This window comes from Ruminiclostridium cellobioparum DSM 1351 = ATCC 15832 (genome assembly GCF_000621505.1).
Classification (GTDB): Bacteria; Bacillota; Clostridia; order Acetivibrionales; family DSM-1351; genus Ruminiclostridium; species Ruminiclostridium cellobioparum.
On the sequence record NZ_JHYD01000047.1, the window covers coordinates 18,294 to 30,969 of the forward strand.

The 12,676-nt window shown below is 42.9% G+C and carries 7 protein-coding genes; 1 reads left to right on the forward strand and 6 read right to left on the reverse strand.

Going from position 1 to position 12,676, the window contains the following annotated elements; translation table 11 throughout:
- Nucleotides 1–460 precede the first annotated feature (460 nt).
- The 5 genes from T344_RS0116630 to T344_RS0116650 form a co-directional block, all read right to left on the reverse strand.
- A complete protein-coding gene (locus tag T344_RS0116630) occupies nucleotides 461–1,897 on the reverse strand; it encodes a carbohydrate-binding protein (protein WP_207641850.1) in 1,437 nt (478 codons plus the stop codon).
- A 140-nt stretch (nucleotides 1,898–2,037) separates the two neighbouring features.
- Nucleotides 2,038–3,600: a family 43 glycosylhydrolase gene (locus T344_RS0116635; protein WP_027629647.1), complete on the reverse strand. Its 1,563-nt coding sequence runs from the start codon at nucleotides 3,598–3,600 to the stop codon at nucleotides 2,038–2,040.
- A gap of 71 nt (nucleotides 3,601–3,671) precedes the next feature.
- Nucleotides 3,672–5,288 (reverse strand): endo-1,4-beta-xylanase, encoded by a 1,617-nt coding sequence (locus tag T344_RS0116640; protein WP_027629648.1) that lies wholly within the window; start codon nucleotides 5,286–5,288, stop codon nucleotides 3,672–3,674.
- A gap of 82 nt (nucleotides 5,289–5,370) precedes the next feature.
- Complete coding sequence (locus T344_RS0116645) at nucleotides 5,371–6,975, reverse strand: carbohydrate-binding protein (RefSeq protein ID WP_027629649.1); 1,605 nt, start codon at nucleotides 6,973–6,975, stop codon at nucleotides 5,371–5,373.
- Between the two features lie 410 nt (nucleotides 6,976–7,385).
- Nucleotides 7,386–8,990: a response regulator gene (locus T344_RS0116650; protein ID WP_027629650.1), complete on the reverse strand. Its 1,605-nt coding sequence runs from the start codon at nucleotides 8,988–8,990 to the stop codon at nucleotides 7,386–7,388.
- A 230-nt stretch (nucleotides 8,991–9,220) separates the two neighbouring features.
- Between T344_RS0116650 and T344_RS0116655 the strand changes: the two genes are divergently transcribed.
- Nucleotides 9,221–9,754 carry a CBO0543 family protein gene (locus T344_RS0116655; RefSeq protein WP_027629651.1) on the forward strand — a complete coding sequence of 178 codons (534 nt, stop codon included), beginning with the start codon at nucleotides 9,221–9,223 and terminating at the stop codon, nucleotides 9,752–9,754.
- A 55-nt stretch (nucleotides 9,755–9,809) separates the two neighbouring features.
- Here the strand turns inward: T344_RS0116655 and T344_RS28500 are convergent, their stop codons facing one another.
- Nucleotides 9,810–12,662, reverse strand: coding sequence for a VWA domain-containing protein (locus T344_RS28500; protein ID WP_051571967.1), 2,853 nt, complete (start codon nucleotides 12,660–12,662; stop codon nucleotides 9,810–9,812).
- Nucleotides 12,663–12,676: the final 14 nt, after the last annotated feature.

The window sequence follows — 12,676 nt, forward strand, 5'->3', positions numbered from 1 at the left end:
TTTTATTCCGCAATTGCATATCTGCAGGGAAATTGGAGTTCTTCCCAAGCAGATATTTCTTTGTATAGAAAAAAATCAATTACATTTATCCTGTGGTTACAGTTTTTTTGAGGCAGCAGTACCCTCTATTGACAACGTACAATACGTTTTTGAGTGGTTAATTTGCCCTTCGGCTGCGTTGAAGCCACTTGCAAGGCATAAAGCCTTACTGCACGCCTTTGCCTTGCCGCAAGCCAAGGACGACGACAAAGAAAAGTGGCAAAATAGCCGGCGTGAGGCGTGTTATACATTGTCAATAGAGGGTATACCTCCACCAAATAAATTCAACAGATTACCACTGCCTCATGTATATTTCAGGTATAAGCTATTTGTCCCTTTTGAGCCGCTTAAGTACATCCTACAGCCTAAGTTTTCCAGCCATAGGCACTTGCAAATTGTACCCGAAAATTTATATTATTTTTCAATTAACATTCAGCAAGATTTTCTTGAAAATAGCAAAATCAAGCGCATCTATAATACCGTCATTGTTCAAATCTCCGGCTTCCAGGCCATTTTCAGCAGGGAACTCCTTTATTGACCCAAGGAGGTACATCTTCATCAGAGCAAAATCTGTCGCATCAACACTATTATCGCCATTGAGGTCTCCTGCTGTAACAGTTGCACCTTTTTCACCGAATTGTATCCAGTTAAGGTTAAACAGATACCCGCTTCCTCCGGTAAATTTCAGGTACAGGTCATGTTTCCCGGCTGCCCCGCTTACACTGCACGTTGCATCCGCCCATTTCTGCCAATCACCTGTTGCTGTAACTGGACAAGTCCCAACCAGAGTACCTGTAATGCTGTCAAGCCTGATCTCGATTTTGCCTCCTTCGGCGGCACTTGCCACTCTGGCCTTGAAGTTCTTAGCACCATTGCCGAAGTCAACATTGTTATACACAACATAGTCACCGTTTTCTATATACCCGATACTCTGTCCGCCCTCTGAACAGGTTTCAGTCTGTATTCCCGACTGATTGCTGAAATTTTCAGCTTCAATCTTTGAAAAGGCGGATATTGGTTCAGCAGGAACAGTGTCCGTAAATCCTTTAGCGCATGCCATTTGCGAAAAATTCCACAGGCTTTGCTTCCAAACATTCCAATCGTGGCCTGCTCCCTGAATAAGGAAATATGTATTGGGGATATTATTGGAATCACAGAAGTTGTGTACACCTGTGCCGAAATTTATAAGGCTATCATTTGTTCCATATGAAATAAACAGAAATTTCATCAGCTGTTTAGCTGAGGTTCCGTTGTCAGGAAACAGCTGTGAATTTGAAAGAGTATTTGGCGCAGCTGAAAAAGCACCAACATATGGAAACCGATTCAGATTTAACAGTCCGATATTGAAAGATTGTCCGCCCCCCATTGAAAGACCGGCCACTGCCCGGTGCAGGCGGTCGGTAGAAACGGAGTAGTTTGACTCCACATATGGTATAAGACTATTTATCAAATCGCTTGTGAAATTTGTCCAGCCATCCGATATGCCGCTTCCTGTTGCGTTGCCGTTGGGCAATACACATATAAACGGCTGAATTTTACCGGCTGCGATAAGATTGTCAAATATAACATTAGGTGAGCCGTTACTGTACCACTCGTCCTCATTACCTCCGATACCGTGCAGCAAATACAGGACACTGTACTTATTGCTTGTGGAATATCCCGGCGGAAGATAGATTCTGGCTCTTCGCTGACTGTTTGTAGCCTTGGACTGATAAGTGATATAGTTTACCTGTCCATGCGGAATATTGCTCTGTACGCTGTCATATCCTGACGGTGGTGTCGTTGGCAGCGTATCTGCCGCCTGACACATTACAGGTATTCCTGTCAGAACAGCACAAGCCAGCAGTACTGCGCCCATTTTTCCCCGTACTTCTTTTGCCAAGTTTTTTAGTTTCATTTTTTAATTACCCCTCTCTTTTACAATACTTTTTATCTTTACGGTTATATTCAAAAATACGGTATTTATTGAACCTTTATAAAGTCCTCATAATATTTTCTTCAATTCCCACTCAGCAGGTTTTTCTTGAAAACTGCAAAATCAAGTGCATCTATTATGCCGTCCCCGTTCAGATCCCCGGCTTCCAGACCGTTTTCAGCCGGAAAGTCCTGGATTGCCCCCAGGAGATACATTTTCATCAAAGCAAAGTCCGTTGCATCAACACTGGCATCTCCATTGAGATCTCCTGCCAGAGTTGGAGTTACATCCTTGGTAAAGGTGTACCAGTTGAAATTAAACAGATATCCGCTGCCTCCGGTAAATTTCAGATAAAGGTCATGCACTCCCGAAGCACCGCTCACAGAGCAGGTTTTCGTAGTCCAGGTCTGCCAGCCGCCTGTTCCTGTGACCTTGCAAGTTCCCACCAGCTTTCCGGAAGTGCTGTCCAGGCGAAGTTCTATATTACCGCCGTCGGCTGCTGAAGCAACCCGTGCCTCAAAGGCTGCCGCACCCTGTCCAAAATCCACACCCTTTACCTTTATCCAGTCCCCGTTTTCTATATAGCCTGCATTCATTCCGCCTTCACTGCATTTTTCGGTTTCCACCCCTGATTCCCAGCATATGGTCTCTGCCTCGTTTCTGACATAGGGGTTGAGGGTACCTATCTGTGCCGGGCCCCCGGAGGTCATGTTTATAACTGGAAATGTGCCGTCGGAATTGTACTTGAATTGCTCGGCGCAAACCGAACGGTGAAAGCCTCCTCCATCCGGCAGGGCGCCGTTATGATAGAAAAAGTACGAGTTGCCCTTGTAATCCACAACTCCTGCATGATTGGTAAAACTGCCGCCCTGGGTAGGCATGATTTTCCCCCGGTACTTCCAGGGGCCAGTGGGACCGGTGCTTGTGGAATAGGCAATGTGTTCTGAAATAGGGCCTCCTGCAAATACCATATAGTAGAGTCCGCTGCGTTTGTAAAACCACGGGCCTTCTTCATAGGATGTCGGCCTGTCGTTTTTGCTGCGCGCCCCGAAACTTTCAACAGTCAGCGGCACCTTTACAACAGAACCGGAATAGGAAATCATATCCCGGTTTAACTTCACATAAAACAGGTTTGGATTTCCCCAGTACAGGTATGCCTGCCCATCGTCATCAATAAAAACCGTGGGGTCAATATCCCCGGTGCCGGTGCTGACCAGAGGACGGCCCAGCGCATCCTTAAAAGGCCCTGCAGGATTATCGGCCACTGCAACACCTATTGCCATCCCCCCGTTTCTTTGAGTGACAGGTACGTAATAGTAAAACTTGCCGTTTGCAGGAATACACTGGCCTGCCCAGGCATCCCCCTTTGCCCAGCTGAAATCGGTATAGGCCAGCGGGGAACCCAGATCGGTCCAATTGACCATATCGGTTGAGGAATAGCATCTCCAGTCCTTCATTGTAAAAAAGTCATTTTCCAGTTTGTCTTCATCATGTCCCGTATACACGTAACATACACCGTTATAAACCATTGGAGCGGGGTCGGCGGTATAAATTGTCTGAACTATGGGATTTTCAGCATAAACCGCCGTTGGAAGAAATAAGCCGACAACAAGTAAAAGCACTGCAAGCTTAAGCATATTCTTCATACAGCTACCTCCGTTGAATCAGTTTTTCTGAATATTGCACACCATGGGCCAGCTCGCCTGTTTAAGCAGGTTTACGACTCAGCCGGAAATTTTGTTATCATACCAAGCAAATATTGCTTCAAAAGAACGGAGTCCAGGGAATCAACCGAACCATCCGCATTCAAATCTGCCGGTTTTGTATTCTGAAGTATTTCTGTTCCCAGGATATGCTTTGTAATCAGCTGAAAATCAATGGCGTCTATTTGCCCGTCTGAATTCAAATCCCCATATTTTATTGAACTATCCTCTTTACTGAAGGTGAACCAGTTAATATTAAACAAATAACCGCTTCCACCGGTAAATTTAAGATACAGGTCATGCTTTCCTGCTGCTCCGCTGATTTTGCATTTTACATCGCTGAAGGTCTGCCAGCCGCCCGTTCCTGCGACTGCACAGGTACCTGCAAGAGTACCGTTGATACTATCCAGCCTGATTTCAATATTACCCCCGCTGGCGGCGCTGGACACCCTGGCCTGAAAACCTGCCGCACCGCTTTCAAAATCAATGCTTTTATAGACAGCATAATCTCCGTTTTCTATGTAGCCGATAGCATCCGTGCCTTCGTCACATGCCACATTTTGGATTCCCGATTGTTCATTGTAGCTCTCGGCTTCCAATTTGGAAAATGCACTTCTGGGATCCACCGGCGTATCCGGATTATCGGGAACATTGGCCATATACTGCTTTAACCATGTAAGTGCAGGCCTCTCAGAGCCGTCGCTGCGTATCAGATGTGAATTTGGTATCCAGGTACGGCCTTGCAGATAGCCCCAGAAGGTAATACCTTTTACCGCAGAATGCTCATACATAACCGGGAAAAGCTCCTGCAGCTTGTTTTTCTGTGTATTGTCATCGGCTATATTAATATCCAATTCTGAAATGTATATGGGTACTCCTGTGGCAGCGAGCCTGTCCAGCCTTGACTTCAGATTAGCGGCACTTGTATTTTCAAGTCCGTGTGACTGGCAGCCCACACCATCAATCAAACCTCTGGCTTTTAATATATTTACAACCTTTATGTAATCATTAAGGACGGAATATTCATTCAAAACATTATAATCGTTAATCAGCAGCTTGGCCTTTGGAAAATATTGACGGGCCTTTTCAAAGGACCAGACTATCCAGTCCCATCCGGTGCCGTAAAGGCCGTTGTCACCACCGATGTCGTTTTTGAATGGGAACGGCTGATGTCCAGGCATGGCTTCGTTTACAACATCAATATACTCTGCATCGGGGAAATTCTGTGCTGCTGCTTTATACCAGTTTTCAATGGCTGTTTTCCTTGCCGAGCCGGACAAGTTGTTCAGCCAGTTTGGATACTGCGCTCCCCAAATAAGAGTGTGGAATTTAAAGGGAATTTTATTTGTCTTGCAGTAATTGTACATGGCTTTAGCCGCATTGAAATTGTAGACACCTTGCTGGGACTCGCATGATCCCCATTTTGTTGAATTCTCGGGAGTAAGCTGATTCCAGTAATCTCCGAATTTGCTGGGCATATTTGAATCGGCCCATATGTTTCCTACCCACTTGGCCTTCCCTGTGGCCATAGCTGCATCAGCCGACATCGTCAAGCTGCTGCCGATAATAAAAACAAACAAAAGAGTAAACGACAGAATACTGAATATTCTGTATTTCAGGTTATTCTTCATACTTAAAACCTCCATTTAAATTATTTTTTTATTACTTAAGTGGTTACTTACCACACTTATTACTTATCTGTAAAACCAGGAATTACATCTCCACCGGAAACTGAGTTCTTTTTCCAAGCAGGTACTCCTTCAACAATACATAATCCAGCGAGTCTATACCTCCGCTTCCGTCCAGATCAGCTGCTGCCAGTCCATTGGAGGCAGGAAACTCCGATATTGTTCCAAGCAGATATTGTCTCATCAGGGAAAAATCAATTGAATTTATATCGCCGCTGCCATCCAGATCACCGTATACCGTTCCGGCTGCAGCTGCGTTAAACTTCCAGTTATTTAAATTGAACAGGAACCCGCTGCCTCCGGTAAATTTAAGATAAAGGTCGTGTATCCCTGCGGCACCGCTTACGGCACATGATTTTGTTGTCCATGCCTGCCAGCCCCCTGTTCCGGTGACGGCGCAGGTACCCACCAGCTTTCCTGTCGGACTGTCAAGACGGATTTCTATATTTCCGCCATTGGTTGCCGAGGCCACCCGTGCAGCAAAGGAGGCTGCACCCTTACCAAAATCTACTCCTCTTATCCTTATCCAGTCTCCGTTCTCAATGTTGCTTACATTCCGTCCTCCCTCACCGCATGCCTCGGTTTGGATTCCCGATTCCTGAGCCAATGTTTCGGCTTCATTGTTCCCGTAAGGATTTACGTACTTCAGCTGAGTAAGGCCATCGGTTGTAATTGTTACTTTTTGAATGGTTCCGTCTGCATTGTAATTGAGGCGGTCAATGCAAACACTTCTCTGATAGGTTCTTGCATCGCCTGCTGAAGCCCCATTGGCTATGGCAAGTGCTCTGTTATGGTAGGCAATATACCAGCTTCCCTTATAGGACAGAATGGTATGATGGTTATTGTTGCCCTCATTTGAGGGTGGATTGGGCAGCACCGTTCCCACATACCGGAAGCCGGACATGGGAGAGTCGCTCATCATATAGTCAATAGTGGCTGCACCTTTGGAAAAGTTTGTAGAATAAGAGTAGTAATATTTTCCATTGTACTTGTGAATCCATGAATCCTCAAAAAATATTGGAGCGACAATCTTTGATGCCGAGCCGATGATACTTGTCATGTCAGTGTTAAGTTTTATAACGCGGGTATTACCCTCCCCGTTACCGCCAAAATACAGGTATGCCTGCCCATCCTCGTCCACAAAGGCTCCCGGATCAAAGCACCAGAACCCACTCGGCGGGTTTACACCCGGAGTATTTCCGTTGACAAGTGCTCTTCCCAATGCATCGGTAAACGGGCCTGACGGGCTGTCACTTACGGCAACACCGATGGCACTTGCTCCATTTCCAAAATACATGTAATACTTGTTATTTCTTGCGACAACAACAGGAGCCCATGCCAGTGAAGCCCATCCCGAGGCTTTGAATACTTCTCCGTGATCGGTCCAGTTCTTCATGTCGTCAGTCGATATGCAGGTTATATCATTCATGATATAACCCGGCTTGTTCGGGTCATATACGTCGTGGGAACAATAAAGATACAGCCTTCCGTTGGCCTCAATACCCGAAGGATCGGCCGTATAGCGCTGATAAAATATAGGATAATCTGCATAAACGGTGTTTGCGCTTAAAATGGCAATCAGAATACAAATCACCAGCAAAACCGGCAATTTTCCAACTTTTTTAGTCATATTTTATGCTCCTTTAAATTTTAATAACTGGCCTGCAATATCTAAAATGTATATAGTCCGGCGAGGAAAAATTATCAGGAGTTACAAGCCATAAAGCTTCCAATATCAGATTTTGAAACGCATAGCTATGAGTCCGGTATCATATCCGGATAAACGGATTTGAAAATTTGAGCCCCCCTTCTTAAGTGATGTCAAATTATGTCCTGGGCGGGTATAAGAATGTGAATGGAAAATTTGTATATGTTGTCCATGTATATTTTTATTATAAAATGTAAATATTTACATCTCAATATAAAACTTTTTGACATATTGTCAATAAATTTTGTAATAATTACAATATTATTCCAAAAACAAGTTCATTATAATTATTTATATTGTATTTGTACGTTTTATTTTATTTTTTGTTGGTTTTATTGTTTTTCTCCCTTTCTATACTCCTTTGGGGTAATCCCAACAGCTTTCTTAAAAATATAACAAAAATAGTGCGGATCGTTATACCCCACAGTATATGCAATTTCTGTTGATTTGAGCTGGGTTGTCTTTAATAGCTCCTTAGCCTTTTTGACTCTGACCTTTGTAAGGTATTCTATAAAATTTTCTCCGGTTTCCTGACTGAATATGGTGCTGAAATGGCTGGGGCTGACATTGACAAAGGATGCTACCGAATTAAGTGAGATGTCGGAATTGGATACATTCTTTTGTATATACTCCTTGGCTTTTAAAATAATACCCTCATACTTTTTCTCAACTCTGGTATCCCTGAATTCCAGAACCTTATTCAAAACAGCCTCAGACACCTCACCAAACTTCTCTATTGAATCAATACCCGTAACGAAGTTTTCCAAATCCACCACCCAAGGTATCAATTGCTCTACTTTTCCACCCATTTCACTTATGAACCTGGATATATTTAATACAATATCCATGAATGAGTAATATAAATATATGAGAGACTTCATTTCTACCCTGTTCAGGTTATCCATATATTGATTGACAAAATACCCCACATCGGATTTCAATCCGCATTTCAGAAAGTCATAAACATCGTTCCTGAATATATTTACAAACTCTTTTTTACCGCCTATTGCAGAACTGATATCGTTAAAACCAATAATTTTATGTTTACCATAAATATGCCGGTAATTTTTTATCAAATCAGCTTCCCGGTATGATTGAGTAATACCCTGAATCCGTTCTCTTACACTGCCGATACTGATTTCAAGTACGCTGGAAGATTTTCTTTCCACCTCGTATTTAAGTGATTGAGCCAGAGCATATGCCGTTTCCTCAACGTTTTGTACATTATTTCCTTTTATAATAAGTATTGTTTCTCCGAAAACCCTGTTGAATTTAATAACCTCATTATTTATTTCCACCACCTCATCTATGAGCGCCTCAGACTTAAGCATTTCCGAGTACTCTCCCTCTGAAGAGCCGGTGTTGGTAATTTTCAGTTCTATAATCTCAACTATATAAAATTTGGAAATAATATTGATATTAAAATCGGCGCAATTATCAATGACCTCAACTGGAGAAATCGATCCAAGCAGCAATTGATTTAAAAATTTGTCCCTGAACAAGGAAGTATTCTGTATAAGCTGCTTTTTTATTTTTTCAGTATTTTCTCTTTCACTTTTTTCATTTTCAATCTGAATTTCCACTTTTTTCAAAGTTTCCAGGATATCTCCCGAAGTCACAGGTTTCAGCAAGTACTCGGTAACCCCCATACGCAATGCCTCTCTGGCAAAAGTAAACTCTTCATGCCCGGTAAGTATGATAATCCTGACCCAGGGCATATTTTTCCTGACTATCTGACTTAACTGCAAACCATCCATAAAGGGCATTTTAATATCTGTGATAAGGATATCAGGCTTTATTTCCTGAATAAGTGACAGTGCGAACTCACCATCCGGTGCTTCGCCTGAGAACACAAAATTAGTTTCTTCCCAATTGATACAGTCTCTAATCCCATTGCGAACTACTATTTCATCGTCTACAAGAAATACTTTATACACCTGTCTCACCTCTCCATAATGTAAACCTTGTCATGCCTTTATAAGCCCGTAAAGTTCTTTTTGTTACATCTGGATATAACTTGCGTTATGCTGTCAAAATAATATTATTCCTGATTTTACCTTTTATAATAATTTTACCCTATTTATAACAAGTTTCAAGTCAATTATGTAAAATAATCAAACCTTAAATAAAATTATGAAAAATACAAATACTTATTTTGAGGTGACTCATGACCAATACTATGGCTGATATAAAAAAAGAACTTTTCCAGGCATCGTTAAAGAATTGGTTGGACTATGAATTCCTGACCTGGAGATGGTTTCTTAAAATAACTATTATTTTGATATTTTTATTAATAATCTGGAAACTGCTGGACAGAAAAAGAGGGCTTGAAATAATAGCATTTGGATTTTTAATATCCCTGATCTCAACGCTTCTGGATATAGCAGGGACTTATATGGTATTCTGGGAATATCCCTATAGAGTTTTACCTCTGGAATTCTCGGAAATCCATGATTTTGTTGTCATACCTGTTTCGTTTATGCTGGTATATCAATATTGCAGGAGCTGGAAATCCTTCTTCCTTGTTAACGGTCTTCTGGCAGCATTTTCTTCTTTTGTAATGGAGCCGGTATTTATGCTGCTCACCTTTTACAAACCAATCATCTGGCATCATATTTATTCTTTTCCCATCTTCTGGATATTGCCGTTAATTTGCAGGTTTGTCATTGACAGACTCAAGTCAGGAGCCGGTACGGAATAGATAAATTTAGTCTGTCAATGCGCCCATTGGCTGTAAATCATGTTAACCCGGAAATTTACTTGAATTTTTTTCTCTTTAGCAGCTGAGAAGTATCAAGGGTATTGGATTCCTTTGCCTGTGAACCCTCCTTATCCGGCTTCTCCTTTGGTACTGCCTCCTGCTCAATGTCGGTATAGAGGTCAATATTCCCATAACTTTCGTCAGTACCTGATTTGTTTGAACCGGCTTGATCACTGTTCATATTTTTGGGCCTTATATTATCATCCGTCTTAACGTTGGCGGTATGTACCATATTGCCGGTTTTCATTGGTTTTCGTACTATTGCTCTTATTTTACCGCCTGCCGTTTCAAACGCAAGGTGCAATTTATTTTTATTGAGGTTTAACCTTCTCAGTGCAATGTCCAGCATGAACAAAATGAGAAAAAGCGATATCAAATATGCGGTCAGATCCCTCTGACCCCTTTTATATTGCAGGTCACCGGTATAAACCTCCTTGGGTTGGGTGATCATCTTTCCCCCTACCCCGGCAACAAGTTTCTCAAGGTTATCACTGCTGTTGATCTTGTATTCGGGAGAATACTGAACAGCATAGCCCTGCTTTACGGCGTTTATCAATTCACCGTTCAGTTCCTGCTTCCCGCTTACCATGTAAACCCCGTCTTCCTTAATATCAAAGCTGCCTGAATATTGCCCGGGAGCAACGGGGTTCAACCGGGTTTCAAAGGATTCCCCCGAGGGAGAAATTACAGTTGCCACAGAGTTCAGCTCATTTTCAAAATTTTTATTTTTTAAACTGACTGTTGCCTTTGAGCCCTGTTGAGTTATTTCAAGTGATGCATTCTCATTGTCATAATTCTCCACGGTAAAATTTATAATATTCTGCCAGAGCTTGAGATTTTTGTTCCATGGGATATAGTTGGCATTCCATTTGCCGGAAACGTCGGAATTCCAGGCCACAGCCTTGCCAAGCCCATACTGCCAAACGGTCAGGATAGGATCGTCCTCATCACTTTTCAAGATCACCCTTGCCGTTTCCTTCTGAGATGCACCCACATATCCCAGAAGCGAAGGCAGGCCCCCTTCTGCAACTCCTTTAAGCACCGAGTGCTCATAATTTATTGCAGGAGTAAACTCCCTGTTGTTTAAATAGGTTCGGGCTGCCATAAAGGTCTCTTTTGTGAAAATGGAAGGTATATTTGTATAGGCATCAGTTATATAAAATCTGCCGCTGCATCTATTGGCAATCATGGAAAGCAGCTGTTTGTCAGAATCCTGCCCCACCGCTACCGTAGATACCGTTATGTTCTCCTTCTTTATGTTACTCAGCAAAGTATCATAGCCGGTTCTTTCGGCAAGCCCGTCGGTCAGCAGTATAATATGCTTTATTTTTGCGTCACTTTCCTTAAGTGAGTTATAGGCGGCTTCAAGAGATGGTATAATACTTGTCCCGCCGTCGGCGCGTATGGAACCGATATCCTCTTCAATGGCCCCGGGGTCATTGATTACCTGCCTTTTTACCACCCAGCTGTATGCACCGTCCAGAGACAATACACCAATTTCATCCTTTCCCGCTCTTAAGGAATCCAGACTTCTTATGGCACCTTCCTTTGCCATGTCCACCTTGCTGATACCCGCCACACCTTCGGACATACTTCCAGATTTATCGATGATGAGCAGCATTGCCATTTTGGGGGCTTCTTTCTTGCCCCTCATATCCATATAAACAGGCAGAACCTTTTCCAGCGGTGTCTTTGAATAACCTCCCAGGGCGAAGGAATTATCTCCGCCGGTGGCAATAAAACCGCCTCCGAAGTCCTTTACATAGCTTTCGATGGAATTCCTGAAACCTTCATTCAAGCTGTCTATTTGTACATTACAGGTTATGATTGTCTTGTAGATATTCATATCCTGTATATTTCCGGGCGCAGCCCTGGCATTTACAACTGTATAATCGGCCGAAGATGCCTTAAGCATTTTTACAAGCTCCTCCGACTCGCCCTCATTATCTTCAATTACAAGAATCCTGGGTTTGGCCACTATATTTGTATAGCAGGAAGCTTCATTGTTTTTGGGCTGGCTGTCCTTTTCGGGTTCAATGAGTACGTTATAACTTTTAAAGCCTCCTGTGACAGCCTTATCCCTGAAAACAAACTTGTTCGAGCCCTTTTGCAGCTGGACTGTCTGCTCCGAAAGCTTGGTTCTTTCACTTACAAGACTAAGCTTTGCTTTTTGAACGGCTGTGCTGTTTATTGTAACCACAAGGTTGAATTCCTCATCCAGTGCCAGTCTTTCGGGAACCTCTATTTTTTCAACAAGGGCTTCCTCTCCCGCGCTCTTCTCAACTTTATGATATTTGAAATCTATGCCCTGTTCCTGCAGAGACAGGGCAATCCCGCCGGCATTGCCGGAATTCTCCTCCCCGTCCGAAATCAGAACCATCCTTTTATTGCTGTTGGCCGGAAAAAGAGACAGTGCGGTCGCGAGGGCATTTTCAATATTGGTATAATTTCCGTTAATTTTTCCTTCAATTCCGGAAAAGTTCGTTTCATCACTGATAAAGCTTTCAACCTGTGCATTGTCGCCAAAGGATATAACGCCCAGCTTGTCTTTGGGGCCTTTGAGTTTATAGGCCTCTTTTATGAATTCCTCCATATCGCCTTTGCTTGAATGAGTTGAATCCGAGGCATCTATTAAGAAAAGAGTTGTGACATTATTGAGTTTCCAGGTCAGACTCATGCCGCTCAAAGCTAAAACCAGAAGGGTTAAAACTGCACAGCGCAGTGCAACTATCCAGGTCTTTTTACTCTTATTTAATCTTTTGAGCCATTTGGTTGAAAGCAGCAAAACCAATCCCAGCAGGATTGGGATCAGAAGCAGCAAATACGGCCTTTCAAAGCTAAGTCCCATAAATAATTTCCTTT